This window comes from Ruegeria arenilitoris (genome assembly GCF_013032445.1).
GTDB classification, from domain to species: Bacteria; Pseudomonadota; Alphaproteobacteria; order Rhodobacterales; family Rhodobacteraceae; genus Ruegeria; species Ruegeria arenilitoris_F.
Map to the genome: position 1 here is coordinate 62,257 of NZ_WQCA01000006.1, position 26,403 is coordinate 88,659.

The window sequence follows — 26,403 nt, forward strand, 5'->3', positions numbered from 1 at the left end:
ATGCCGGATCAACCGGGTCGGTCGACACTGCTCTATCACCTGTATTGCGGCCTGACCGCCGTTGCTGGTCCGCTCGTCTGGCGCACGGTGCGAAAAAAGCTGCAGGCCGCCGATGTACCCGCAATCCGACAGCAAGAACGCCTAGGCCACGCCAGCCTGCCCCGCCCCGACGGTCGTCTAATCTGGTTCCACGCAGCCAGTGTCGGCGAAACCTTGTCGGTGATTAGCCTGATCAAACGGCTAGGCGAGAGTCTACCCGATGCCGAGTTTCTGATTACCTCGGGCACCCCCACCTCGGCCGCACTGATCGAAAAGCGCATGCCGCCCCGCGCGCGCCACCAATACCCGCCCCTCGACATGCCCGGCCCTGTCCGGCGATTTCTGGCTCATTGGCGCCCCGATGCCGGTATCTTTGTCGAAAGCGAAATCTGGCCGCGCCTGATCGTCGAAGGCGCGACCCGTGGCATCCCGCTGGCCCTGCTCAACGCCCGCCTTTCGGACAAATCCGTTGAAGGTTGGAAGAAACGCCCCGACACGGCACGCTTCATTCTCGACCACTTCCGCTTGTTCCTGACGCAGAACGACAAGACGGCCAGAAACCTGATCGACATGGGCGCACGCGTGGAAAGAGTTCAGCCCGGCACGAACCTGAAGGCAATGTCCGACCCGCTGCCCGTGGATGAGCCCACGCTATCGGACATCCGCGCACAGATCGGAGATCGCCCCGTCTGGATCGCCAGTTCCACCCATGCGGGGGAAGAGGAAATCGTTCTGGCAGCTCATGCGGAATTGCTCAAACGCTGGCCCAATCTGCTGTTGCTTTTGATCCCCCGCCACCCCGAGCGCCGCAAAGACGTGGTCGCGCTGATTGAGCAAGCTGGACAAAACGCAGCGCTCCGGTCAACCGGAGATCAGATCGCCGAAGAAACACAAATCTACGTGGCGGACACTTTGGGCGAGACCGGCACCTGGTACGCCCTCTGTCCCGTCGTGTTTCTGGGCGGTTCCTTAAAAGAGATCGGCGGCCATAACCCGTTCGAACCTGCCCAAGCCGGAGCCGCCGTGATCACTGGCACGGGCTATTTCAACTTTGCTGAAACCTTTGCCCCGCTGATCGAATCCGGAGGAGCGCTGCAAGTCCAATCCGCCGAAGACCTGACCGCCGCCGTAGCAACCTGGCTGTCGGACCAAAACGCCTTGGATACAGCACGCAAAGCCGCAAAATCCTGCGTGAACACGCAAAAATCCGCGCTGGATGCAATCGTCGAAACGCTCTGCAGCCAACTCAGCCTGTCTGACCGAGATCCAACTTCATCTGGCTAAAAATATCCTGGGGTGCGGGGGCAGAGCCCCCGCCCTGTCCGTCAAGCCGCAGGCATCCGCTGCTCAACAATTTCTGCCCACCAACTGCACCCAGCCGGAATAGCCTCGTCGTTGAAATTGTATTCGGGATGATGCACCGCCGCCGTGTCGCCATTGCCGACCAGAATATACGCACCGGGACGTTCTTCGAGCATAAAGGCAAAATCCTCGCCCCCCATGATCAACGGCGCCTCATCGCAACTGCCCGATACGGAGCGTGCCACATCAGCGGCGAAATCGGTCTGCGCGTCACTGTTCACCATCACCGGATAGCCTCGGTAATATGTCACCTCGGCGGCCCCACCAAATGTCGCAGCCACACCGTTGCAAATCTCCTTGATGCGTTTCTCTGCCAGATCGCGCATCTCTCGGCTCATCGTGCGAACAGTCCCTTTCAACTGCACCGTTTGCGGGATCACGTTGAAGGCAGTGGACGAGGTCTCAAAGGACGTTACCGAGACCACAACTTGATCGACCGGATCCGCATTGCGCGCCGCAACCGTTTGCAACGCCAATACCGCCTGTGCGGCCATCACTGTGGTATCGACAGTTTCATGCGGCTTGGCTGCGTGACCACCTTTGCCTTCGAATGTAATATCGAACTGATCGGTGGCAGCAAAAAACGCGCCCGGACGAATGGCGAAACTGCCCACGGGCCGACCGGGCCAGTTGTGCATACCGTAAACTTCCTGAATACCCCAGCGGTCCATCATGCCATCTTCGCACATCTCGCGGCCACCGCCGCCGCCCTCTTCCGCTGGCTGGAAGATCACCACAACCGTCCCATCGAAATTCCGCGTCTCCGAGAGGTATTTCGCCGCCCCCAGCAACATCGCCGTGTGCCCATCATGGCCACAAGCGTGCATCGCACCCTCGGTCTTTGAGGCATAGTCCAGCCCCGTCGCCTCAAGGATCGGCAGCGCGTCCATGTCGGCCCGCAGTCCGATCACCTTGCCGCCCGTATCGACCTTGCCCTTGATGACACCGACAACACCTGTGCGGCCAATGCCCGTCACAACCTCGTCACATCCGAACTCCCTCAGTTTGTCCGCGACCAGTGCACTTGTGCGATGCGTTTCAAACAGGATTTCGGGGTTTTCATGAATGTCGCGGCGCCATTCGGTGATTTCACCTTGCAACTCGGCGAAGCGATTTTTGATCGGCATGGTCATCTCCCATTTTGTTCTTGTGACCGAGGTTCACCCCGGCGTGCATTTTTGGCGTCAATCCAAAGGCGCAGGCCGCAGCGCGCCTGCTAACAGGACAATCAGAATGGCCAAAGGCAGCAAAGCCGTGAACGCCAGTCGTAATGTAAGCATCTCTGCCAGAAACCCAATAAGCGGCGGGCCAATCAGCAGCCCTCCGTAACCGAGTGTCGCCACACTGGCGATGGCCCGCCCAGGCGGTACGTGCGGATCACTGGCGGCCCGGCTAAAGGCCAGCGGCATGATGACGGCATAACCAACGCCCATCAGCGCAAACCCCGCGAGTGCCAGCCCAGCCTCGCCTGCCGAAACAACCCCCAGTACGCCCAACGCCGCGCAAACGCCACCGAATCGGGCGGTTGCAACGGGGCCAAAGCGTGAGATCACAAAGCCCCCGGCCAAACGGAAAGCCACCATTGTCACGGAAAAAACTGCGTACCCGAGGGCCGCGACACTTTCCGCCGCTCCGGTCACGTCGCGCAGAAAGATCGCGCTCCAATCCGCAACGGCGCCTTCGCCCAATGCGCCGCACAGGGCGGTAAAGCCCACAAGGATCAGCGCGCCAGAGGGCAAGGCAAGAACAGCGCCCCCATGCGACGCCGCCTTGCGGGACGACCAGCGTACCCAGGACAGGGCCAGCGCCAAGGCCACGACGACACCACCAGCCAGCAAAAAGTGCTGCATAACCGTCAGCCCCATCTGCACCGCGCCATATCCGCTGAGCGCGCCCAGCCCGGCCCCAAGACTCCACATCGCGTGGAACGAGGACATGACGGGCTTGCGGTAGGCCAGTTCCACCTCGGCAGCCCAGGCGTTCATAGCCACGTCCATCGAGCCATGAAAGGCCCCGAACACAAACAGGAACGCCGCCAGCGTCCAGAACCCGCCCGCCATGGCCAGCAGGATCAGCGACAGCGTGTAGAGAACCGCAATGACCCGCGTCAGCGCAACGGCGCCAAACCGGTCGGTTAACCGCCCGGTCACCGGAAAGGAACACACTGCCCCCGCGGCCATAAACAACAGGCCATAGCCCAGCGCCTCATGCGTCAGGTCCAATCGGTCGCGCACGGCGGGGATACGAGACGCCCAGATGCCGAACAGCGCACCGTTGAGGATGAACATGGCAGCCACGGCCCGCCACGCGGCCACAAGTCCGATCACCGGGTTTCCTTTGAAGACAGCGTCACTCGCCCCTGTTCTACAGGTTGGGGGCGGATTGGCAAATGCAGATCACTCCAGCCGTTTGCGGATTTGTCGGATCGCGAACCAAACCGCCAGAACCACCGGGATCGTCACTGCGGCAGTCAACATCCCCTTACTGATCCCAGCTTTGGTCAACGGGTACAGCACATAACTGGCCAACGAGACCGCATAATAACTGATTGCCACGACCGAGAGCCCCTCGACCGTGTGCTGCAAACGCAGGGCCAGATCGGCGCGGCGATCCATGCTTTCCAACAGCGCCTGATTCTGCGCGCTACGTTCCACGTCTACCCGCGTACGCAACAGTTCCCCGGCCCGAATGGCCCGATCGGACAGTGCCTGCAGGCGTCGTTCCGTGGCCTTCACTGTGCGCATGGCTGGATCGTAACGGCGCATCATGAAATCGGCGAAGCTCTGACGGCCCTCGAATCGCTCCTCCCGCAGCACTTCGATCCGTTGGTTCACAATCGCCTCATATGCCCCTGTGGCCCCGAACCGGAAAGAACACTGGGCCGAGAGAGTTTCCAGTTCGGTCGAGGTAGACAGAAGATCGGGCAGCAATTGGTCCGGATGGGCCGAGTTGTCGGTCATCTGCCCCATCAACCCGGTCAGCCTGCTGTCCAACTCGCCGATGCGGGGAGTCAGTTGTTTGACCCGCGCGAACCCCAGCATTGACATCGCCTTGTAGGTCTCGATCTCACACAGGCGCTGAATAATACGCCCGGTCCTGCGCCGCCCAGAACCCTTGGTCACAAACAGCGCAAACCGCATGTGACCAGCCGGATCGATGCGGAAGTCGCAAGCGCAAATAGCCGCGTCGTCCAGAACCCGCGCCACAGCTAGGCTTTCGGGCTCGAACCAATCCGCCAAAGCCGCCTGAACCGAGTCATCCTCTCGCCGTTCGACCACTCGGATCATCGCCGAGGTCACTCTCTGGCCGGGGCTGGCCATCAACCAATCAGGCGGAAAAACCTCGAAATCAGCCGGGTTAAAAGGCCGGTCACTGACGTTTTGCGTGATCGCGGTGTAGGTCACGAACTCGGTATGCTGTTCCCATTTCAACCAATGGCGACCGATCTGTCCTGCGTAGTGAGTGGCCTGAGGTTGAGGGTGTTGCGCGCCATGCCGATCCAACAGGTTGATCAGATGGGCCAGATCCTCATCCCGATCCCGTGCTGCCGCGGCCTCGGGCTTTTTGATTGCCAGAAAGGCCACGGTGCACGGCGTTCCTGCGACTGGAAAAGGGCGTGCGTGCAGCTCATTGGCCAAAGCATAGCGCAGGGGATGGTCGTCGATGGGCGTCATACAGGGCTCCGATTCATCCCGGCACTATACGGGACACCGGAAATACATCAATTCTCTTTTTATTTCATATACTTACATGAATACAAAAGTATACACTTCTGCTATGTCATTGATTTGGCTGCCACAGCTCGATCGGATTGCCCTCAGGGTCGTGAATGCGAGCAAATTTTCCAACCTCACTGTCCCATTCCTCTCGGGTTTCAACCGTGATCCCGGCGGCCTGCAATTGTGTGATCATGGCGGCCAGATTATTGACACGGAAATTGATCATCCATTGCTGCTCGGCTCGTCCAAAATACTCTGTATCCTGCGCGAATGGGGCAAAAACCGTGTACCCCTCACGCTGCTTCCAGGGCACCGGGTCGTAGTGATTGACGCCAAGGTGCGTTTCGTACCACTTGCTCAACGCTTCAGGATCACGGGCGCGAAAAAACACGCCGCCTATGCCGTTCACTTTCTCCATAATTCACCTCCTGCACCCACAGCCTACAGCAAAACGAAAAAAGGCGCCCGGGTGGGGCGCCTTTGATGTTGGTTGCAGCCTTGATCAGTCGATCATCGGTAGCAGCTTGTCCAGCGATTGCTTGGCATCGCCGTAGAACATGCGGGTGTTCTCTTTGAAGAACAGCGGATTTTCGATGCCCGAATACCCGGTGCCCTGACCACGTTTCGATACAAACACCTGCTTGGCCTTCCAGCATTCCAGAACCGGCATGCCGGCGATGGGGCTGTTGGGGTCTTCCTGTGCCGCAGGGTTCACGATGTCGTTCGACCCGATCACGATAGCCACATCCGTATCCGGGAAGTCGTCGTTGATCTCGTCCATTTCCAGAACGATGTCGTACGGCACCTTCGCCTCGGCCAGCAGAACGTTCATGTGGCCCGGCAGACGACCCGCAACGGGGTGGATCGCAAAGCGCACCTCTTTGCCCTTGGCACGCAGCTTGCGGACCAGTTCGCTGACCGACTGCTGTGCCTGCGCCACCGCCATGCCGTAGCCCGGAATGATGATCACGCTGTCGGCGTCATTCAGAGCAGCCGCAACGCCGTCGGCGTCGATGGCAACCTGCTCACCTTCCACGGCCATCTGCTCACCCTGTGGGCCACCAAAGCCGCCCAGGATCACGCTGACAAAGTGACGGTTCATCGCTTTACACATGATGTAGGACAGGATAGCACCGGACGAGCCCACCAGCGCACCAACCACGATCAGCAGGTCGTTGCCCAGCGAGAAGCCGATAGCCGCCGCGGCCCAGCCCGAGTAGCTGTTCAGCATCGACACAACCACCGGCATGTCGGCACCGCCGATGCCCATGATCAGGTGATAGCCGATGAACAGAGCCGCCAGCGTCATCAGGAACAGCGGGAAGAAGCCGCCCGATGCGGTGTACCAGATCAGGCAGATCAGCGAGAGACCAGCCGCCGCTGCATTCAGCGCATGGCCGCCCGGCAGCTTGGTCGCCGCCGAGGTCACCTTACCGGCCAGCTTGCCATAAGCCACGACCGAGCCGGTAAAGGTGATCGCACCGATGAAGATGCCCAGGAACAGCTCGACATGCAGGATCGCCAGTTCGGCGGATGTCTTCTTGGCGATAAGCTTGGCGAAAGCGCCCAGATCGCTCAGGTCCGCCTCTTTCGCGCTGTCGGCAATGGCCATGACCTGCGCCACGTTGCCGATCTCAAAATGTGCGTTGAAGCCTACGAATACAGCCGCCAGACCGACCAGCGAGTGCATCGCAGCCACAAGCTGCGGCATCTCGGTCATCTGCACGCGCTGCGCCACATATTGACCGATCAGACCGCCGCCGATGATCAGCAGCAGCGACAGCAGCCACAGGCCCGAACCCGGACCGACCAGCGTGGCAAAGACCGCCAGCGCCATGCCGACGATGCCATACCAGACCGCGCGCTTGGCGCTTTCCTGGTTCGACAGACCACCGAGCGAAAGGATGAACAGAACAGCCGCAACGACGTAGGCGGCAGTAGTGAAGCCAAATTCCATGTGCCCGGCCTCCTTAAGATTTCTGGAACATGGCGAGCATGCGCCGGGTTACGAGGAAGCCGCCGAAGATGTTGATCCCGGCCATGAAGACGGACAGCGCCGCCAGCAGGATGACCAGGAACGATCCCGATCCGATCTGCATCAAAGCCCCAACGATAATGATCGACGAGATCGCGTTGGTGATCGCCATCAGCGGAGTATGTAAGCTGTGCGAGACGTTCCAGATCACCTGGAAGCCCACGAAGATCGCCAGCACGAAAACGATGAAGTGCTGCATGAAGCTGGCCGGAGCGATCAGCCCCACCAACAGCATCAACGCGCCACCTACACCCAGCAGCGTAAACTGCTGCTTGGTCTGCGCTTTGAAGGCGGCTATCTCTTGCGCCTTTTTCTCTTCCGGGGTCAGTTCTTTGACTTCCGGTTTTTTCTGCGCCGCGATTGCCTGCACTTTCGGCGGCGGCGGCGGGAAGGTGATCTCACCCTCATGGGTCACGGTCGCGCCGCGGATCACGTCATCTTCCATGTCGTGATTGATCTGACCGTCTTTCTCGGGCGTCAGGTCAGTCATCATGTGGCGGATGTTGGTCGCGTACAGAGACGAGGACTGCGCCGCCATCCGGCTGGGGAAGTCGGTATAGCCGATGATGGTCACGCCATTGTCGGTCACGATCTTCTCATCCGGTACGGTCAGCTTGCAGTTGCCGCCTTTTTCCGCCGCAAGGTCAACAATGACCGAGCCCGGCTTCATGCTTTCGACCATATCCTTGGTCCAAAGCTCGGGCGCTTCGCGGTTGGGGATCAGCGCCGTGGTGATGACGATGTCCATCTCAGGCGCCAGTTCACGGAACTTGGCCAACTGCGCATTGCGGAATTCTTCGGACTGAACCGAGGCGTAACCACCGGTCGCTGCGCCATCCTGCTGGTCTTCTTCAAAGTCCAGATAGACGAACTCAGCCCCCATAGATTCGACCTGCTCGGCCACTTCCGGGCGCACGTCGAAGGCGTAGGTGATCGCACCCAGCGAAGTCGAGGTCCCGATCGCCGCCAGACCGGCCACACCGGCGCCGACGATCAACACCTTGGCGGGCGGCACCTTACCGGCCGCCGTCACCTGACCGGTGAAGAACCGACCAAAGTTATTACCTGCCTCGATCACCGCGCGGTAACCCGCGATGTTGGCCATCGAGGACAGCGCGTCCATCTTCTGGGCACGGGAAATCCGTGGCACCATCTCCATCGCGATGACGTTGGCACCCTTGGACTTGGCCAGTTCCATCCCTTCTTCATTGCCCGCCGGGTTGAAGAATGAAATTAAGGTCTTGCCTTTGGTCAGACGCTTCAGCTCGGTCTCAGTCGGGATCCGAACTTTGGCAATGATGTCAGAGTTTTTCCACAGCGACGCAGCGGTTTTTACGATCTCGACGCCTGCGGCCTCATAGGCCTCGTCCGAGAAGCCGGCAGCAGCACCAGCCCCTTTTTCGATGGCGCATTCATAGCCCAGTTTCTGCAACTGCACGGCCGAATCCGGGGTCATTGCGACCCGGTTTTCACCGTCCAGTATTTCCTTTGGTGTGCCTATCTTCACTGGCAGTCCCCCTAATTCTCACTCGATCCGAGCGCGTGGTCGGTTATGTTCGTTCAGCAAACATGTATCCTGCGCAACATTATTTCGCAAGCGCAGCAATCGTTACGTGGTGTCATGATCTTGGCCATTCTAAATCCACCGGCGAGTCTTACGTTCGTACCGGGCGAAATCCGCGCGAAACGTACGGCGCAGGCGGTCTTCTTCCGGCAGGATGAAGCGGCGTTCCAACACCCATACGAAGACAGGAACCAAAACCAGAGACAGCACTGCATCAAACCGCAGAACCAGACCGGCCAAGATCAAAACATCGCCCACATAGATCGGGTTGCGACTGCGGGTGTAAATGCCTGATTGCACCAGCGACGAAGGCGTTTCATGTGGAATGACCGTTGTTTTGTGGCGGCGAAATTCGACAATTGCCAGCACCGCAAACAAGATACCGCCACCAATCAGGATGCCGCTCAGCAGATCTGTCAGGCCGCTGTCCAGGGACAGCCCCAGTGAAAAATGGCGCGCCTGAAGCCAAGCCAGCAAAGCAAACCCGACAAGCCAGACAGGCGGTATGTCGATCCGGCGCATGTTCATTCCCCGCAGTTGACGAAACGTAAAGCTGTGTCGCTTCTGGGCGCTTTCCTATCGCTTTCGGAACAGATTGGCAAAAGCTCAGTATGTCGCATCAATGGACAGGCAATTGCGGATCGGATAGGCCGAAGACAACCACCGTACCGTGACACAAACGGATGAGCTCCAGATGACCGATTTTGCCGCGACCAAAGCCATGTTCGATCTGCCCGAGGGCGTCATTTACCTAGACGGCAACTCGTTGGGTCCGCTACCACGCGCCGCCAGCGACCGGGTGAATGACATGCTGGTCAAGGAATGGGGTCAGATGCTGATCACCGGCTGGAACAAAGCCGGGTGGATGGCACTGCCGACCGGGCTGGGCGACCGTATCGGTCGGTTGATCGGCGCAGAGCCCGGCACGGTCGTGACCGGCGACACTCTGTCGATCAAAGTGTACCAAGCCGTGGCTTCGGCCCTTGAACTGTGTCCGGACCGCAAGGTCGTGCTGTCGGACAGCGGCAACTTCCCGTCCGACCTGTATATCGTGGATGGTCTGTTGCGCTCGCTTGGGCCGGATTACGAATTGCGGGTTGTCGCACCCGAGGACGTGGCCGCTCACATCACCGAAGACGTCGCCGTCCTGATGCTGACCGAGGTCGACTATCGCAGCGGCCGGATGCACGACATGAAAGCGCTGACCGAACTGGCCCATGCCAACGGGACGGTGACTGTCTGGGATCTGGCCCATTCCGCAGGCGCAATTCCGGTGGACCTCTCCGGTTGTAACACCGATTTCGCGGTGGGCTGTACTTACAAATACCTGAACGGAGGCCCTGGCGCGCCTGCCTTCATATATGTCGCCCCGCGTCTGGCCGACCACGTGCGCCCCGCCCTTTCGGGCTGGTTGGGGCACGAAGCGCCCTTCGCCTTTGATCTGGACTATCGTCCCGGCAGCGGGATCGAGAGGATGCGGGTCGGAACCCCTCCGATCATTCAAATGACCGCTTTGTCGGCAGCGATGGATATCTGGGACATGGCCGACATGGCGGATGTGCGCGCCAAGTCTATCAACCTGACCGAGTTGTTCATCGCCCGCGTCGAAGCCTCCTGCCCCGAGCTGGAACTGGCCAGCCCGCGCGATCCGAATCTGCGCGGCAGTCAGGTCTCATTCCGGTTTGCTGATGGATACGCCGCCATGCAGGCCTTGATTGCCCGCGGCGTGATCGGAGATTTTCGCGCACCCGATATCATGCGGTTTGGCTTCACGCCGCTTTATATAGACGAACAGGATGCGGAACGCGCCGTCGAAATCCTGACTGACATCATGCAGAACCGTTTGTGGGACGCACCGGAATACAAGGTGCGCCAGCGGGTTACCTGACCTCCAACCCCGCTCCGATCAGCGCCGCAACCTGCGCGACCTGCTGTTCATAGACTTCAGCCCCTGCCCCGATCAGTTTGAGCCCCTTGAGCGTGGCTGTGATCGTCCGACCGATCTCAGCCGCATCGGCCAACAGACGCACCCGTCCAGCTTGCGCCTGTTGCGTCAACCAATCGGCATAAAGGCCCGCCAGCCTCGCCTCACCTTCCGAGATGATCTCGACCGCCATGGACTTGGTGTTGTCCAGAATCTCAAGCCCGTGAGGCGAAGCCAAAATCGCCGCCATCCCCTCGGTCTGGGCCTGTATCGCGCGGGTTAGAACCTCGGGCACCGATCCCGGTGTCGCCAGAGCCTCGGCGACTGCCACGCTTTTTTCAGCGTAGTAAAATTCGGTCAGTTTGCTGACGATCGCCTCTTTGTTCCTAAAGTGCAGATACACAGCTGGCCGGGACATTCCCGCCCCGCGCGCTATGTCATCCATTGAGGTTTTTCGAAATCCATAAGTGGCAAAGGCCTGAAAAGCGGAGTTCAGGATCGCCTTTTGCCGTGAATCGTCAACTGTTTCCGTCATGCCTGAAGTGGTGACAGTTTTTGTTTATTTTGTCAATTGACATACTGACACTTTGCGACAATTATGTCAGAAACCAGCCACAGCTAGATGAGGTGCGCCATGGCGACCGCCCTGAAGATCAACGGAAAGCAACATCAAGTTGACCTGCCCGAAGACGTTCCCCTGCTATGGGTGCTGCGGGATGAGGTCGGCCTGACCGGAACTAAGTTCGGCTGCGGCGTCGCTGCCTGCGGTGCATGTACCGTGCATATCGATGGTGAGGCCGTGCGGTCCTGCCAGGTGGCGCTTTCGGATGTCTGGGGCGATGTGACCACGATCGAGGGGATGGGATCGCCCGACGCTATGACGACGCTCCAACAGGCTTGGGTCGATCATCAGGTGGCGCAATGCGGCTACTGTCAATCGGGTCAGATCATGCAGGCCGCTGCGTTGCTGGCGGAAAACCCTGCCCCTTCGGACGAAGAAATCGACGAGGCCATGCAAGGCAATCTGTGCCGCTGTGGCACCTACCCCCGTATCCGTGCTGCGATCCATGACGCGGCTGGCAAGCTGAAGGAGGCATAACCGATGGCTTCTGTTGGAAAAATCCTCCGCCGCACCTTCCTGATCGGCTCCGCCGCGATTGTCGGCGGCGTGGCGTTCGGTGCCTATTACGTCAACCGCCCCGCCGCGAACCCGCTGAAACCCGGCGAGGGTCAGGCGGCGCTGAGCCCGTTTGTTCTGATCGACCAGAACGGCGTGACCCTCTTTGCCCCGCGCGCTGAGATGGGACAGGGCGTCAAAACCACTTGGGCCGCGCTAATCGCCGAGGAATTGGATGTGGATCTGGATCAGATCACCGTTCTGCACGGCCCTGCGGCAGCGGCGTACTACAACACAGCCCTGATGGGGGAAAGCCTGCCCAACAAGGGTTACGACATCTCGGACTTCCAGCACAATCTGGGCGAGGCGTTAGGTGTGATCGGCAAGGTGCTGAGCCTACAGGTCACCGGTGGATCGACCTCGATGAAAGACGGGTTCGAGCGAATGCGTCAGGCCGGAGCTTCGGCCCGCGAAACGCTGAAACAGGCTGCGGCAGACCGGTTGGGTGTTGATCGCAGCGAATTGAAAACGGCCTCAGGCCATGTCATTGCCCCGGACGGCGACAAAATCCCCTATACCGAACTGGCCACTGATGTTGCCAAACTTGAGCCGATCGAGGCACCTCTGCGTGATCCGTCCGAGTGGCGCTATCTAGGCCAGACCCAACCGCGACTGGACATGGTTGAAAAGGCAACAGGAACGGCCGAATTTGGTGTCGATGTTCGCCTGCCCGGCATGAAATTCGCTGCCCTACGCATGAACCCCAAGCTGGGCGGCGCGATGAACGGCTTTGACGACAGCACTGCAAAGTCCATGCCAGGGGTCGAGAAGATCGTCGATCTGGGCACCGGCGTTGCGGTCATCGCCAACAACACATGGCTGGCCAATCAGGCGGTTGAGACCATCGACGTGGATTGGGGTGACGCCCCCTATCCACCAGAAACTGACGGCATCTTTGCCAAGATTACCGAAGCCTTTGATGACGCCCCAAATACAACCATGCGAGATGACGGCGATGTCACCGTCACGCCCGAGGGGGCGACCGAGATCACTGCGGAATACAAAGTGCCCTATCTGGCCCACGCCACGATGGAGCCGATGAATGCCACCGCGCTTTATACCGGCGACGCGCTGGAACTGTGGTGCGGCAATCAGGCCCCGACCCTGATCCGCTTCCGCGCCGCGAATACTGCAGGTTTGGACACCGAAGCCGTGCAGATCCACACCACCTATCTGGGCGGTGGATTTGGCCGCCGGGGGGAGTTGGACTTTGGCGAAATCGCCACCATGGTTGCCATGGCGATGCCCGGCACTCCGGTGCAGACCACATGGAGCCGCGAAGAAGACATGCGCCATGACTATTTTCGTCCCGGCGCAATTGCCCGGATGCGCGGCGCGGTGCAGGACGGAAAGGCAGTTCTGATCGACGGCAAGGTTGCGTCGCAATCCCCAACTCAACAGGCGGTCGGTCGCTACACGGGCATGCCCGGCGCTGGCCCGGACAAAGTGCTGGTCGAAGGCTTCTTTAACCAACCCTACGCGGTACCGAACTATCGCATGAGCGGCCACATCGCGAAGCTGGACGTCCCCGTCGGGTTCTGGCGCTCGGTCGGGAACAGCCACAACGGGTTCTTCCACGAAACCTTCATGGATGAGATGGCCCATGCCGCCGGTCAGGACCCGCTGGAATTCCGGCTGGAACTGATGAAATCCGAACACGCACCTTCGGCGGGTTGTCTGGAAGCTGTGAAAGAGATGTCAGGCTGGACCGGTCAGACGCCGGATGGTGTTGGCCGAGGCGTGGCCTTCACCTACAGCTTCGGCACCCCGGTCGCTCAGGTGATCGAAGTGGTCGACGAAGACGGCACCATCCGCATCAACAAGGCATGGATTGCCTGTGACATGGGGCTGGCCTTGGACCCGGAAAACGTCAAGGCACAGATGTTCGGCGGCTTGATGTATGGCCTGTCGGCAGCCTGCTACGGCGAGATCACCTTTGCTGAGGGCGAGGTCGAGCAATTCAACTTCCCCGACTATGACGCGCTGCGCATGCACACGGCGCCGCAGGTCGAAGTGCGCGTGCTGGAAACCAACCGTCATATGGGTGGTGCCGGTGAACCCGGGACGCCGCCATCGATGCCTGCACTTGGAAATGCGCTGTTCGACTTGACCGGCGAACGCGCCCGCAGCCTACCGCTGATCAACCAGTTCAACCTGCTGGTCTGATCGCAATGCGCCGGTCCGGTCCCCCCTCTCGGGCCGGCGCCAAATTTACGCTGTTTGCTTTATCAAATCCGCGTCCGATCCCGTTGCCCAAGCACGTACGGCTGCACCGAACGCCTCGAACAGAGGTCGGGAAACAGGATCGTTGATCGCGTCCCATTCAGGGTGCCATTGCACCGACAATGTAAATCCGGGGGCATCCTTGATATAGATCGCCTCGGGCGTGCCGTCAGGTGCATGCCCGTCGATCACGACGCGCTGCCCAACAGTTTTAATACCCTGACCATGCAGCGTGTTGGTCATCACCTCAGGCGCGCCGAAAAGACGGTGAAATACGCCACCTTCGTCTAGGGACACCACGTGGCGTAGGGCGAATTTCTCTTCCAGCGTCCCGTCCGGTGGCATCCGGTGGTTCATCCGGCCCGGCAGATCGCGGATTTCGGGATAAAGCGTCCCGCCCATCGCCACGTTGACCTCTTGGAACCCTCGGCAGATGCCCATGAAGGGCTGACCGCGTTCCACGCAGGCCCGAACCAGAGGCAGGGTGATCGCATCACGTGCCCGATCAAACTCACCATGCGCTTCTGTGGCATCCTCGCCATATTCCTCGGGGTGCACATTCGGGCGCCCACCGGTCAGAAGGAAGCCGTCGCAGACCTCAAGCAATTCCTCGACCGTGACATAGCGCGGATCAGAGGGGATCAGCAGCGGCAGACAATGCGAAACGTTGGCCACTGCCTCGGAATTCATCGTACCACCCGCATGCGTCGGGTATTCATCGTTCATGAGGTAAGAGTTGCCGATGATACCGACGACAGGTCGAGACATTCCGTATTCCTTGCTGTTTTTTGTTAACAAGAAAGCTATCCGCAGCGAAGAAAACGTGCAACAGAACACGCCCTGCATGACAGCGCAAGGACGTGTTCAATCACGCACATATCGTTCTGATTTTTAGTGAAAAACCGGAACTTTTTTTCGGCAATCAAGTAAAACTCAGGAAATTCATCCTGAATTCGCCATTTCTCATCAGCAAAAACCGGTCGAGATCAGGTTTCTCCAGTCAGGCCCGCTGCCTCAATTCCGGTCAGTCCTGCGGTCGCATCATTGTCCGAGGTATCGCCGGTTACACCAACCGCCCCGATGATCACTCCCTTGCGGTCCCGAAGAAGAATGCCGCCCGGAACCGGAACGACTTGTCCGCCATAGACGCCGTTCACAGCGGCCATGAAATAGGCCTGCGCCTCGGCCCGCTGCATTTGCGCGGAGCCCGCCATACCCAACATGATCGAGCCATAGGCCTTGCCGTGCGCAATCGCGAAACGACCGGGGGCTGCGCCATCCTCTCGCTCGAACGCGATGACGTGACCGCCTGCGTCCAGAACGACTATGGAAAGAGGCTTCAACTCCATCTCGCGGCCTTTTTCCAAAGTTTTACGAATGATCGTGCGGGCTTTGCGCAGAGTAACTTCCATGATGTGTCCTCTCGTTCTGTGAGGTTAAAGGCTGGCTTTCAGTTCCAGACGGCGGGCGTGCAGAACCGGCTCGGTATAGCCCGAGGGCTGAATCCGCCCTTTGAATACCAGATCGCAGGCGGCCTGAAAGGCGATACCGTCGAAACCTTGTGCCATCGGTGAATACGACGTGTCGTTTTCATTCTGACGATCCACCACTGCGGCCATCTTGCGCATCGCCGCCATCACCTGCTCTTCCGAGACAATGTCATGGTGCAGCCAGTTGGCCAACGCCTGGCTGGAAATCCGGCAGGTCGCGCGATCTTCCATCAGGCCGATATCGTTGATGTCTGGCACTTTCGAACAGCCCACGCCCTGATCAACCCAGCGCACGACATAGCCCAGAATGCCCTGCGCATTATTCTCGATCTCACGCGTGATCTCTTCATCGCCAAGGTTACGCCCCCCCAGCAGCGGCATGGTCAGCAGGTCCTCCAGCGTGCCACGGGCACCACCGGCGGCCAGCTCGTCCTGACGCGCCAGAACGTCGATCTTGTGATAATGCGTCGCGTGCAACGTCGCAGCGGTCGGAGACGGCACCCACGCGCAGGTGGCACCAGATTGTGGGTGGCCGATCTTTGCGTCCAGCATATCGCCCATCCGGTCGGGCATCGCCCACATACCCTTGCCGATCTGCGCCTTGCCCTTCAGGCCGCAGGCCAGACCGATATCGACGTTGCGATCTTCATAAGACGCAATCCACGGCGTGTTTTTGATGTCGCCCTTGGGCAACATCGGGCCAGCCTCCATCGAGGTATGAATCTCGTCCCCGGTCCGGTCGAGGAATCCGGTGTTGATGAAGGCAACGCGCGATTTAGCGGCACGGATACATTCCTTGAGGTTAGCCGAAGTGCGGCGTTCCTCATCCATGATACCCAGCTTCACGGTGTTACGCGGCAGGCCGAGGATGTCTTCGACCATATCGAAAATCTCGACCGAGAACGCCACTTCTTCCGGCCCATGCATCTTGGGCTTCACCACGTAGACCGATCCGGTGACCGAGTTGCCGCCTTCGCGAGCCAAGTCATGCATGGCGATCAGAGTGGTGCAGAGCGCATCCATCAGGCCTTCGCCGATCTCATTGCCCTCACTGTCCAGAACGGCCGGGTTGGTCATCAGGTGGCCCACATTCCGCACCAGCATCAACGAGCGACCTTTCAGGGTGGCCTGCTCACCATTGGCGGTGGTGTAGTCAACGTCACTCGCCAGCTTTCGGGTGAAGGTGTGGCCGCCCTTGCTGACTTCTTCGTTCAGGTCGCCTTTCATCAGGCCCAGCCAGTTGCCGTATGCCACCACCTTGTCTTCGGCATCGACACAGGCAACCGAATCCTCGCAGTCCATGATGGTGGACAGAGCGGATTCCAGATGAACATCCGCGATACCCGCCGGATCGGAGGCTCCAATTTCGCTGGAGGGGTCAATCACGATTTTGACGTGCAAGCCATTGTTCTTCAGCAGCACGAATTCCGGCTGCTCCGCCGCCCCGCCAAAGCCAACAAAACGTGTGGCATCCGCCAGCGCGGGCACAAGGACACCATTCTCAACCCGAACCTCGGATACATCCGCCCAAGACCCGGTGGCCAGCGGCACAGCATCGTCCAGAAACCCTTTGGCCCACGCAATCACGCGGGCTCCGCGCGCCGCGTCATAGCCTTTTCCAGCAGGCAGATCACCCATCGCATCGGTGCCATACAGAGCATCGTACAAGCTGCCCCAGCGGGCATTGGCCGCGTTCAGCGCAAAGCGGGCGTTAGTAATCGGAACAACCAATTGCGGACCGGGGATCAAAGCGATCTCGGGGTCGACACTGGCGGTTTCGATTTCAAAATCCGCGCCTTCATCAACCAGATATCCAATCTCGCGCAGGAAGGCCTGATAGGCGGCTGGGTCATGCGCCTGCCCCTTACGCTCCAGATGCCAGGCATCGACCTGTCCCTGGATCTTTTCCCGCTTGGCCAGCAAGGCGCGGTTCTTCGGGCCGAGCTCGGCAACCATCCGCGACAGGCCATCCCAGAACGTATCGGCTGTAACACCGGTTCCCGGCAGGGCCTTGTCTTCGATAAACTCGGCCAGAACCGTATCGACCTTAAGTCCTCTGCGTACCTGTCTGCTGCTCATTTGGTGTCTCTCCGCCATTGTGCGCCGTTGTATGCCGTCAGCATTTAGGCTGAATGTTTCCGATAAGCAACTTTCGACGCCACGTTTAAACCCTTTGGCTTTGTGCGAAGCTGCTTCAAAAACGACAAGGCAATGAAGCCGCGGTTGCAGCCCCTTGGCGAAGCCCCTAACGTCGCGCCCGAACCAACTGATGCGAGGCCCCAGATGCGCGACGCTGCCCCCACGACGATCTACCTGAAAGACTACACGCCGTTCGGCTATCTGGTGGACAGCGTGCATCTGACCTTTGATCTGGCTGCAAATGCCACCCGTGTCACCTCGCGCATTGCCTTTCGGCCAAACCCCGAGGCCACGGATCGCACCTTTTTCCTGCACGGCGAAGACCTGATCCTAGTCCGTGCAGTTATTGACGGGGTGGAAATCACACCCGAGGTCACCGACAAGGGTCTGACAGCAAGCGTCCCCGATGCGCCCTTTGTCTGGGAAGCCGTGGTCGAGATCGACCCTGCCAACAACACCGCGCTTGAGGGATTGTATATGTCGAACGGCATGTACTGCACCCAATGCGAGGCCGAAGGGTTCCGCAAGATCACCTATTACCCCGATCGCCCTGACGTGATGTCTACCTTCACCGTACGCATCAACGGAGACCTTCCGGTGCTGCTGTCCAACGGCAACCCCACAGGCAAGGGCGAAGGCTGGGCCGAATGGACCGACCCGTGGCCCAAACCCGCCTACCTGTTTGCTCTGGTAGCGGGTGATCTCATCGCCCATCCCGGTCAGTTCACCACCATGTCTGGCCGCGACGTAGAACTGAACCTCTGGGTGCGCCCCGGCGACGAGGGCAAATGTACCTTCGGCATGGAGGCGTTGAAGAAATCGATGAAATGGGACGAGGACGTTTATGGACGTGAATACGATCTGGACGTGTTCAACATCGTTGCCGTCGATGACTTCAACATGGGCGCGATGGAGAACAAGGGGCTGAACATCTTCAACTCTTCTGCCGTTCTAGCCAGCCCTGAAACCTCGACCGATGCCAATTTCGAACGGATCGAGGCGATCATCGCGCATGAGTATTTCCACAACTGGACCGGAAACCGCATTACTTGCCGCGACTGGTTCCAGCTGTGTCTGAAAGAGGGCCTGACAGTCTTCCGCGATGCGCAGTTCACGTCCGACATGCGCTCGGCCCCGGTCAAACGCATTCAAGACGCTATCGACCTGCGTGCACGCCAATTCCCCGAGGATAACGGCCCCCTTTCTCACCCTGTCCGGCCTGAGAGTTTTCAGGAAATCAACAATTTCTACACAGCGACAGTGTACGAAAAGGGTGCCGAGGTCATCGGCATGCTGAAACGGCTGGTCGGGGATGAGGCTTATGCGCAGGCGCTCGACCTCTATTTCGAGCGCCATGATGGGCAGGCCTGCACCATCGAGGATTGGCTGAAAGTGTTCGAAGACACGACCGGTCGCGACCTGACGCAATTCAAACGTTGGTACAGCCAGTCGGGCACGCCGCGCGTGGCAATAGCCGAGGATTATGAGGATGGAACTTACACACTGACCTTGTCCCAGCGCACCGACCCGACCCCCGGCCAGTCTGAAAAGTTGCCACAGGTCATCCCGGTCGCGGTCGGTTTGCTGAGTCCCAACGGGGATGAAGTACATGCGACCCAAGTTCTGGAACTGACCGAAGCCGAACAGAGCTTCAAGTTCTCCGGTCTCGCCGCCAAACCAGTGGCTTCGGTCCTGCGCGATTTCTCGGCTCCGGTCATTCTGGAACACGATCACACCGATGCCGAACGGGCTTTTCTGCTGTCACACGACACCGACCCGTTCAACCGCTGGCAGGCCGGGCGTTCGCTGGCACAGGACACGCTGCTGCGCATGATCCGGAACGACAGCGCACCCGGCAACGATTATCTGGATGGCATTTTGGCCGTTCTGCGCGACGGCGATCTGGACCCGGCCTATCGCGCACTGATGCTTGGGCTACCCTCGCAGTCTGAACTGGCAGCGGCGTTGTTTGAAAGCAACGAAACCCCTGACCCGATGGCGATCTGGAGGGCGGTGGAAACCTTGCGGCAGGCAACTGCGCAGCATGTTCAGGACCTGTTGCCGCGTCTGCTTAGTGAAACCCTGATTGATGCGCCGTTCAGCCCCGATGCCGATCAGGCGGGCAAGCGCGCGCTTGGTGGTGCAGCGCTGCACCTGACGTCTCGGCTGGATGGCGGTGCGCGAGCAGCAGAAGATTTCGCTGCAGCGGACAACATGACACTCCAATTGACAGCTTTGTCCTGCCTGCTACGCGCCGGCACAGGCCAGCAGGAGCTGAGTGCGTTCTACGATCAGTGGCAAAATGATCGGCTGGTGATGGACAAATGGTTCAGCCTGCAGGTGACTACGGCGGCCCCCGAGACCACGGCGAAGATCACGCAAGCCCTAACAGAGCACGCCGATTTCAACTGGAAGAACCCGAACCGGTTCCGCGCGGTTATGGGGGCTTTGGCAATGAACCACGCCGGTTTCCATCACGCGGACGGCGAAAGCTACACCTTGCTGGCAGACTGGCTGATCCAACTGGATCCGATCAATCCGCAAACAACGGCGCGGATGTGCACGGCATTCCAGACATGGAAGCGCTATGACGCCGAGCGTCAGAACCTGATCCGGACCCAGTTGACCCGTATCGCCAACACCCCGGATTTGTCCCGCGACACTACGGAGATGGTGACACGTATCCTCGGCGCATGACCCCGTTCACTTTCACGCGCCAGAATCGAACGCCGCGCACGGTCCTGATCCTGATTTGCGTCTACGCGGCACTTGCGGCACTGCTGATCTTTTTTGACGCGGCGTGGTGGCTGGTCGGGCTTCTCGGCTTGTCCACCCTGCCCGCCTTGTGGGACGTCGTGCAAGCTACGCGCGCTGGGATGACATTGGATCACGACCGGATACAGTGGTTCTCGGGCAGTCGCGAGGCCGAGATCGTTCTGTCCGACATCGACTATTTCCGGTTCGACACCCGCTGGGATTTCTCGGTGCGCATCTCACTGGTCTTAAAGTCCGGCAAGCGGATTCGACTGCCGGATGAGGCTACACCACCCCACAACGAGCTCGAAACCGTCTTCCAAAACGCCGGTTTCCGGGTCGAGCGGCATCATTTCCGCGTTTTCTGAAACAATGGGCTTTTAAGGGCACCATTCACCCGCCCTCCGCCTGTGCACAGCGCAAAAAACTTGAATTTGAGATGAATCTCCTTAAAAATCTCAAGCCAGACTAGTTGTTTGTTACGGTTTCGAGTTTTGCCATGTTTCGGTTTTTTAGGGCACGACAAGCCCGTTCTTCTTTGCCTTCCCGTCAATTCACGCAGGACGTGCGCACTGACGATTGCGCCGCGACGGCTTCAATTCCCGACAAGGGGCAGCTGAACATTCCGCTTGCAAACACCTGCGCCGGGGACGTGATTGGCCGCGATACCATTGAACAAGGGCGCACATTGGTCAGACAGGACCGTTGGGCCGAATTGTCCCGACAGATGCGCGTTGCAGACAAGTCCCGTGCGACCGCACCTGATGGAATGCCCGTTGCAGACTTGCTTGCCTTCGGTGCCCGATCAGATGTGGTTCTGGCAGTGGAACACGCTCTGTCAGACGGGAAAGCTTTGTCCGAATATGACCTGCTGGGCGGAATTTCCGAACTGGAAGACGAAATGCGTGCGCAGCCCAATGACCCGATGATCACGCTTGTGGTCGCGCTGGCGCACATTGACCTGGCTTGGGCGTGGCGCGGAACAGCAACGGATGCGACGCTACCTCCGCTACACCGGTCGCGCTGTGCCGCACACTTTGACCGGGCCTCTGCGCTATTGCCCAAATGCCGCAAAGCCCTGCCTGACAGTCCCGTGGTGGCGGCAGCCAGTTGTGCCCTGCTGGCCGGTCAGCGAAAAGCCAACATCCGCGTGGCGGATGAATACGAACGATTGATCTCTTTGGACCCACACAATCAACGGCACATGCGTGCAATGGGCTCGCATCTACTGCCGCGCTGGTTCGGCAGCTATGAAGAGCTTGAGGTTCAGGCCCTGCGCAACGCTGCCCGCACTCAAGACATCTGGGGGGCTGGCGGATACACTTGGGTGCAGTTTGACGCAATCGCGCTGGATGAAGAGGCCTGCGCCCGGCTGGACGTCGAGTATTTCTTGGAAGGCCTGCATGACATCCTGCACCGCCGCCCGGATCAGCAGACAGTCAACATGCTGTCCGCCTATTGCGCCATAACGATCCAGAACGGGTTGGGTCTGAACGACAAGGCCGACTTGGTCCGCTCGCAGATTCACGAAGCCGCGCATTGGCTGATCCGCGACCACATGACCGAGCTGCATCCCCTGATCTGGGCGCATGCCGCGAGCGGATTCAACAATTCGGTCCGTATCAACTCGGCCGAACGGTTTGCAGCCCGTGGCCAACGACAAGCCCTGCGCGCCATTGGTGATCTGTTCCGCGAAGAACTGCGCAGCGGTATCGACGTGACCTTCACGCCGTCTGGCCTGCGCCTGTCCGAGAACTGATTCCCCCTTGCCCCTCGCCCCAGCCGGGCCTAATACGCAGGCTTAGACTTCTGCGGAAATGAGGCGCGCCATGCTCGACCTGACATACGAAATGCCCAAACCCAAAACCATTGCCGGGGCCAAGCACGACTGGGAACTGGTGATCGGGATGGAGGTGCACGCTCAGGTCTCGTCCAACGCCAAGCTGTTCTCGGGCGCATCGACCCAATTCGGGGCCGAGCCGAACTCGAACGTGGCCTTTGTGGACGCGGCGATGCCGGGGATGCTGCCGGTCATCAACGAATATTGCGTGGAACAGGCGGTGCGCACCGGGCTGGGCCTGAAGGCGGATATCAACCTGAAGTCGGCCTTCGACCGCAAGAACTATTTCTACCCTGACCTGCCGCAGGGCTATCAGATCTCCCAGCTGTACCACCCCATCGTGGGCGAAGGCGAAGTGCTGGTCGAGATGGGCGATGGCACCGCGCGCATGGTCCGCATCGAACGCATCCACATGGAGCAGGATGCCGGTAAGTCGATCCACGACATGGACCCGCATATGTCCTTTGTCGACCTGAACCGAACCGGCGTTTGTCTGATGGAGATCGTCAGCCGCCCCGACATCCGCGGTCCCGAAGAAGCCGCCGCCTATATCGCCAAGCTGCGTCAGATCATGCGCTATCTCGGTACATGCGACGGCAATATGCAGAACGGCAACTTGCGGGCGGACGTGAACGTTTCGATCTGCCTGCCCGGTGCCTATGAGAAGTATCAGGAGACGCAGGACTTCTCGCATTTGGGCACGCGGTGTGAGATCAAGAACATGAACTCGATGCGCTTTATTCAGCAAGCGATCGAAGTCGAAGCCCGCCGTCAGATCGCCATCGTCGAAGGTGGCGGTAAGGTCAATCAGGAAACACGCCTGTACGATCCGGACAAGGGTGAGACACGCTCGATGCGATCCAAGGAAGAAGCGCATGATTATCGCTATTTCCCCGACCCCGACCTGCTACCGCTGGAGATTGAGCAGGCATGGGTCGATGACATCGCTGCCAAGCTGCCCGAACTGCCTGACGACAAAAAGGCGCGGTTCATCAGCGAATTCGGCCTGACCGATTATGACGCCTCGGTCCTGACTGCCGAGGTGGAATCAGCTGCTTATTTTGAAGAGGTCGCAAAGGGCCGAAACGGCAAACTGGCCGCCAACTGGGTGATCAACGAGTTGTTCGGTCGGTTGAAGAAAGAAGACCACGATATCACCGAGTCGCCGGTCTCACCTTCGCAGCTAGGCGTAATTATCGACCTGATCTCCTCTGACGCCATCTCGGGCAAGATCGCCAAAGATCTGTTTGAAATCGTCTATACCGAAGGCGGCGACCCGGCGCAGATCGTCGAAGAACGCGGCATGAAGCAGGTCACCGACACCGGCGCCATCGAAGCTGCTTTGGACGAGATCATCGCCGCCAACCCGGCGCAGGTCGAAAAGGCCAAGGTGAACCCGAAGCTGGCGGGCTGGTTCGTCGGTCAGGTGATGAAAGCCACCGGCGGCAAGGCCAACCCGAAGGCTGTAAACGAACTGGTCAGCCAAAAGCTGGGCTCATAGTCCGATCAGAGCAAGAATTGCTAGCGGCGGGGTTTGCGCAAAACCCCGCCGTTTTTCTTTTCCCGCGCTTTCGGCGCAATGATGACTTTCCCAAAATCACCAGCATGTTAGATTGCCGGGAACCGACACCCAGGAAGGTCCGATGCAGCGCTACGAATACAAAGTTGTCCCCGCCCCGCAAAAAGGCATCAAAGCCAAGGGCGAGAAAACCGCAGAAGGCCGGTTTGCCGTATCGATCGAACAGGTGCTGAACCAGATGGCTCAGGACGGCTGGGAATACCAGCGCGCCGAACTGCTGCCCAGCGAGGAACGCGCGGGCCTGACCAGCTCGACCGTGAACTGGCGCAATGTTCTGGTTTTCCGGCGGCCGGCTGAGGTGGATGAAGCATTGAATATTGCGGAAACAACTACGGAGGCAGCTCAGGCGCGCCCGGTCCCAGGGCCCGATGCCGTTATCGCACCCGCCCCTATCGCGGAAGAGGCGAAAGACCCGCCCATGTCGCTGAAAGGGGCAGAAGTCGAAAAACCTGACACGCGTTCGGAATAAGCGGCCAATACTGGCCGCCAATACGCGCATAACCCGTCATTCCAAAGCACCAGAAATGCGCATGACCTAAGACAGCTTCCGAACCAGAAAGTTGCGGCGACTGCTCGGAGGACAACAGAAGTTATTACCTTCGCTCAGTAGGCGCACCGAGGCGCCTAAACCCCGATATCCAGCGCCAACGCATGGATGCGCGGCACGATGTCGCCCAGCGCCTTGTGCACAGCGCGGTGACGGGCGACTCGGGACTGGCCTTCAAACGCTTTGGCGCGGATGCGGACGTTAAAGTGGCTCTCGCCCCCGTCCTGATAGCCCGCGTGGCCACGGTGGCTTTCGCTGTCATCGACAACCTCAAGCTCGCGCGGATCAAAGGCAGCCTGCAGGCAGGTTCGGATTTCGTCTGTTACGCTCATTTTTTCGCTCAACGGCAAAATTTTTGCCGTCCCCCTCTTCTACTTTCGGCTGCTTAGATTAAACTGCTGCCTCCGAGTCGAGAAGATGCGTTCTTAAGGATCACAGCATGACGAAATCAGACCCTTTCGGATTCGATATGTCCGTCTCCAGCGCCAAGAAAAAGAACCCGCGCGGGCGTCGGGGGATGTCGGGCGCGTCTGAAACCTCGGTCCGAATCTGTGACCATGAGGGCTGTAACGAGCCGGGCAAGTTCCGCGCACCGAAAGCGCCGGATGTTCTGGATGATTTCTTCTGGTTCTGCCAGCAGCACGTGCGCGAATATAACCAGAAGTGGAACTTCTTTGACGGCACGACCGAGGCCGAGTTGAACGCACAGCGCTCCAAGGACAAAGTGTGGGAGCGTGAAACCAAACCCATGGGTGACCCCGAGGCCCGCGCGTGGGCGCGTCTGGGCATTGAGGACCCGCATCAGGTTCTGGGCGCAAACAGCACGCAGAACAAGGGCCGCACCTCGGGCGGCGGAGGTCGTCGTCTACCCCCCACCGAACGCCGCGCGATCGAGATTCTTGAGGCCAACGACAGTTGGACCAAAGCCGAGGTTCGTAAGGCCTACAAGAAACTGATCAAGGTGCTGCACCCGGACATGAACGGCGGCGACCGCTCGCAGGAAGAACAGCTGCAAGAGGTTGTTTGGGCCTGGGATCAGATCAAGGACAGTCGGAACTTTAAGTAAATCTGGCAAGCCTCTACGCAACAAAACGGATTTTGTACCGTGCGGGGTGAAACAAGCGGTATCGCCCCCCTTTGGATGCGAAAGCCATGGCACGCAAACGGCAAAAACCGCTGAAGGCAAAGATACCGCCGGATCATCCGTTTTCTGACATCATCAGCGATGCGTACAGGCTTTTTGCCTATACGAAACCGACCAATATCGAAGTCTGTGAAGGCTGCTGCATGGAAGCGGATATCGAGGCCGACTTTTTCATCCCGTCGATTTCCGAACTTCCTCTTCACTACTTGCAGGACTGGTTTTTCGCCGCGTATGATCCGAAGGGCATTTCCAAGGCGACATGGGGTTACCTCCTGCCGCGGATACTCGAAGTTTTGGCCGTGGACGAAGACCTTGCCAGCGTCGGGCTGGAGGTCAGCTTAAACCGGTTTGAAACCGGCAACCCGAACAATTGGTCCCACGATGAATGGCAGGTTTTGGATCGGTTTCAGCGTGCCTATCTCAAACGCGAGATTGAGCGAGACAATTGCTATCTCGACGACACTGTTTGCATGTTTGGTCTGGCCGGTTGGCCCGTAGAGACGCTGTTCGAACAGGTTGCCGAGACACCGGACGCAGTATTGGTACAGCGTTTTTGGCACGACTGGTGCGCAAGTTGCATTCCGGGTCGCGAATCCGTCTGGATCACTGCGTTTTGGGAAAGCCCGGGTAATTCGAAAGCCTTTGCGTTCTATACATCCAAAGCGTTGTACGACAGGGTCACCCGCGTAGCGTTTGGCGAAAACACCCCGAAGGACCTGTCAGAGAAGGCATTGGCTGTGGCCAGCGTTATAGAAAACAACGTCGACTGGACCACGGAACAGTAAGCTCGGCACTTTAGCCCCCCCTCTGTACCGTCCTCACCTTGTTACAAACCCTTGTTACGGCCTCTCTCATGGGCCGATGTGG

General features: G+C 59.2%; 23 protein-coding genes. 11 read left to right on the forward strand and 12 right to left on the reverse strand.

The window, feature by feature from the left end; genetic code table 11:
* Positions 1 to 1,323 (forward strand): 3-deoxy-D-manno-octulosonic acid transferase, encoded by a 1,323-nt coding sequence (locus GOW98_RS09840; RefSeq protein WP_170331487.1) that lies wholly within the window; start codon positions 1 to 3, stop codon positions 1,321 to 1,323.
* 41 nt (positions 1,324 to 1,364) lie between these two features.
* Here GOW98_RS09840 and GOW98_RS09845 read toward each other — a convergent pair whose 3' ends face one another.
* From GOW98_RS09845 to GOW98_RS09875, 7 genes are all read right to left on the reverse strand, one after another.
* On the reverse strand, positions 1,365 to 2,528 hold the full coding sequence (locus GOW98_RS09845) for a M20 aminoacylase family protein (protein WP_170331489.1): 1,164 nt from the start codon (positions 2,526 to 2,528) through the stop codon (positions 1,365 to 1,367).
* A 57-nt stretch (positions 2,529 to 2,585) separates the two neighbouring features.
* On the reverse strand, positions 2,586 to 3,728 hold the full coding sequence (locus GOW98_RS09850; protein WP_367646828.1) for an MFS transporter: 1,143 nt from the start codon (positions 3,726 to 3,728) through the stop codon (positions 2,586 to 2,588).
* 69 nt (positions 3,729 to 3,797) lie between these two features.
* Positions 3,798 to 5,075, reverse strand: a complete 1,278-nt coding sequence (locus tag GOW98_RS09855) for a DUF3422 family protein (protein WP_170331491.1) — start codon at positions 5,073 to 5,075, stop codon at positions 3,798 to 3,800.
* A gap of 106 nt (positions 5,076 to 5,181) precedes the next feature.
* A complete protein-coding gene (locus GOW98_RS09860) occupies positions 5,182 to 5,538 on the reverse strand; it encodes a VOC family protein (protein ID WP_170331493.1) in 357 nt (118 codons plus the stop codon).
* An 84-nt stretch (positions 5,539 to 5,622) separates the two neighbouring features.
* Positions 5,623 to 7,077, reverse strand: a complete 1,455-nt coding sequence (locus tag GOW98_RS09865) for an NAD(P)(+) transhydrogenase (Re/Si-specific) subunit beta (RefSeq protein WP_170331496.1) — start codon at positions 7,075 to 7,077, stop codon at positions 5,623 to 5,625.
* A gap of 13 nt (positions 7,078 to 7,090) precedes the next feature.
* Positions 7,091 to 8,662, reverse strand: coding sequence for a Re/Si-specific NAD(P)(+) transhydrogenase subunit alpha (locus GOW98_RS09870; protein ID WP_170331498.1), 1,572 nt, complete (start codon positions 8,660 to 8,662; stop codon positions 7,091 to 7,093).
* A gap of 129 nt (positions 8,663 to 8,791) precedes the next feature.
* Positions 8,792 to 9,241 carry a methyltransferase family protein gene (locus GOW98_RS09875; protein ID WP_170331500.1) on the reverse strand — a complete coding sequence of 150 codons (450 nt, stop codon included), beginning with the start codon at positions 9,239 to 9,241 and terminating at the stop codon, positions 8,792 to 8,794.
* A gap of 172 nt (positions 9,242 to 9,413) precedes the next feature.
* On the opposite strand from GOW98_RS09875, the gene kynU reads away from it, so the two are divergent.
* Positions 9,414 to 10,607 carry a kynureninase gene (gene kynU / locus GOW98_RS09880; protein ID WP_170331503.1) on the forward strand — a complete coding sequence of 398 codons (1,194 nt, stop codon included), beginning with the start codon at positions 9,414 to 9,416 and terminating at the stop codon, positions 10,605 to 10,607.
* On the opposite strand, the gene GOW98_RS09885 is transcribed toward kynU, so the two are convergent.
* Complete coding sequence (locus tag GOW98_RS09885) at positions 10,600 to 11,178, reverse strand: TetR/AcrR family transcriptional regulator (RefSeq protein WP_170331504.1); 579 nt, start codon at positions 11,176 to 11,178, stop codon at positions 10,600 to 10,602. The genes kynU and GOW98_RS09885 overlap by 8 nt on opposite strands.
* A gap of 99 nt (positions 11,179 to 11,277) precedes the next feature.
* Between GOW98_RS09885 and GOW98_RS09890 the strand changes: the two genes are divergently transcribed.
* The gene (locus GOW98_RS09890; protein ID WP_170331506.1) at positions 11,278 to 11,742 is read left to right on the forward strand and encodes a (2Fe-2S)-binding protein; all 465 of its coding nucleotides are present in this window, start codon (positions 11,278 to 11,280) and stop codon (positions 11,740 to 11,742) included.
* Between the two features lie 3 nt (positions 11,743 to 11,745).
* Positions 11,746 to 13,986, forward strand: a complete 2,241-nt coding sequence (locus tag GOW98_RS09895) for a xanthine dehydrogenase family protein molybdopterin-binding subunit (RefSeq protein WP_170331508.1) — start codon at positions 11,746 to 11,748, stop codon at positions 13,984 to 13,986.
* Positions 13,987 to 14,031: 45 nt separating this feature from the next.
* Here GOW98_RS09895 and GOW98_RS09900 read toward each other — a convergent pair whose 3' ends face one another.
* From GOW98_RS09900 to GOW98_RS09910, 3 genes are all read right to left on the reverse strand, one after another.
* Positions 14,032 to 14,811: a gamma-glutamyl-gamma-aminobutyrate hydrolase family protein gene (locus GOW98_RS09900; protein WP_170331510.1), complete on the reverse strand. Its 780-nt coding sequence runs from the start codon at positions 14,809 to 14,811 to the stop codon at positions 14,032 to 14,034.
* Positions 14,812 to 15,029: 218 nt separating this feature from the next.
* Positions 15,030 to 15,455 (reverse strand): GlcG/HbpS family heme-binding protein, encoded by a 426-nt coding sequence (locus tag GOW98_RS09905; RefSeq protein ID WP_170331512.1) that lies wholly within the window; start codon positions 15,453 to 15,455, stop codon positions 15,030 to 15,032.
* 24 nt (positions 15,456 to 15,479) lie between these two features.
* Complete coding sequence (locus GOW98_RS09910; RefSeq protein ID WP_170331515.1) at positions 15,480 to 17,612, reverse strand: malate synthase G; 2,133 nt, start codon at positions 17,610 to 17,612, stop codon at positions 15,480 to 15,482.
* Positions 17,613 to 17,816: 204 nt separating this feature from the next.
* On the opposite strand from GOW98_RS09910, the gene pepN reads away from it, so the two are divergent.
* The 5 genes from pepN (at position 17,817) to GOW98_RS09935 (ending at position 24,314) form a co-directional block, all read left to right on the forward strand.
* Positions 17,817 to 20,369, forward strand: coding sequence for an aminopeptidase N (gene pepN, locus GOW98_RS09915; protein WP_170331517.1), 2,553 nt, complete (start codon positions 17,817 to 17,819; stop codon positions 20,367 to 20,369).
* Positions 20,366 to 20,794 (forward strand): hypothetical protein, encoded by a 429-nt coding sequence (locus tag GOW98_RS09920; protein ID WP_170331519.1) that lies wholly within the window; start codon positions 20,366 to 20,368, stop codon positions 20,792 to 20,794. The genes pepN and GOW98_RS09920 overlap by 4 nt, the downstream gene beginning before the upstream one ends.
* Positions 20,795 to 20,964: 170 nt before the next feature.
* A complete protein-coding gene (locus tag GOW98_RS09925) occupies positions 20,965 to 22,185 on the forward strand; it encodes a hypothetical protein (RefSeq protein WP_254437968.1) in 1,221 nt (406 codons plus the stop codon).
* Positions 22,186 to 22,255: 70 nt separating this feature from the next.
* Complete coding sequence (gatB, locus tag GOW98_RS09930; protein WP_170331523.1) at positions 22,256 to 23,767, forward strand: Asp-tRNA(Asn)/Glu-tRNA(Gln) amidotransferase subunit GatB; 1,512 nt, start codon at positions 22,256 to 22,258, stop codon at positions 23,765 to 23,767.
* 142 nt (positions 23,768 to 23,909) lie between these two features.
* Positions 23,910 to 24,314, forward strand: coding sequence for a DUF4177 domain-containing protein (locus GOW98_RS09935; protein WP_170331525.1), 405 nt, complete (start codon positions 23,910 to 23,912; stop codon positions 24,312 to 24,314).
* Between the two features lie 155 nt (positions 24,315 to 24,469).
* Here the strand turns inward: GOW98_RS09935 and GOW98_RS09940 are convergent, their stop codons facing one another.
* Positions 24,470 to 24,724, reverse strand: a complete 255-nt coding sequence (locus GOW98_RS09940; protein ID WP_170331527.1) for a BolA family protein — start codon at positions 24,722 to 24,724, stop codon at positions 24,470 to 24,472.
* A 107-nt stretch (positions 24,725 to 24,831) separates the two neighbouring features.
* On the opposite strand from GOW98_RS09940, the gene GOW98_RS09945 reads away from it, so the two are divergent.
* Together GOW98_RS09945 and GOW98_RS09950 are read left to right on the forward strand one after the other, a co-directional pair.
* Positions 24,832 to 25,458, forward strand: a complete 627-nt coding sequence (locus GOW98_RS09945) for a J domain-containing protein (protein ID WP_170331529.1) — start codon at positions 24,832 to 24,834, stop codon at positions 25,456 to 25,458.
* A gap of 86 nt (positions 25,459 to 25,544) precedes the next feature.
* Complete coding sequence (locus GOW98_RS09950) at positions 25,545 to 26,321, forward strand: hypothetical protein (RefSeq protein WP_170331532.1); 777 nt, start codon at positions 25,545 to 25,547, stop codon at positions 26,319 to 26,321.
* Positions 26,322 to 26,403 lie beyond the last annotated feature (82 nt).